The following is a 522-nucleotide window of genomic DNA, read 5'->3' on the forward strand; positions in this document are numbered from 1 at the left end:
AGGACCGTCAGCAGATCACGCTCCTTCCCGACTGCCTGGACGACTACATCACCGCCGACAACCCGGTTCGCCTTGTCGAAGTGTTCGTCGATGAGCTCGATCTGGGCGCGCTCGGCTTTGCGGGCGCGATGCCGGAGGCGACGGGGCGGCCCGCCTACCATCCGGCAACGCTGCTCAAGATCTACCTCTATGGCTACCTCAACCGCGTGCCGTCGAGCCGGCGCCTCGAACGCGAGAGCCAGCGCAACATCGAGTTGATCTGGCTCACCGGTCGGCTGATGCCCGACTTCAAGACACTGGCCGACTTCCGTAAGGACAACGGCCCGGCCATCCAGGCTGCCTGTGCGCAGTTCGTGGTGCTGTGCCGCCGGCTGAACTTGTTCAGCAAGGCCGTCGTCGCGATCGACGGCAGCAAGTTCAAGGCGGTCAACAACCGCGACAAGAACTTCACCGCCGCCAAGGTCGAAGCCCGGCTGGCGCAGGTCGAGGCGAGCATCGGTCGTTACCTCGCGGCGCTGGATC

At 64.9% G+C, this 522-nt stretch carries 1 protein-coding gene; it reads left to right on the forward strand.

The window, feature by feature from the left end; genetic code table 11:
- The coding region (locus AAHG03_RS27195; RefSeq protein ID WP_342154973.1) for a transposase at positions 1 to 522 on the forward strand (522 nt) is incomplete at both ends.

The organism is Methylorubrum subtropicum, assembly GCF_038442325.1.
In the GTDB taxonomy this organism is placed as follows: domain Bacteria; phylum Pseudomonadota; class Alphaproteobacteria; order Rhizobiales; family Beijerinckiaceae; genus Methylobacterium; species Methylobacterium subtropicum.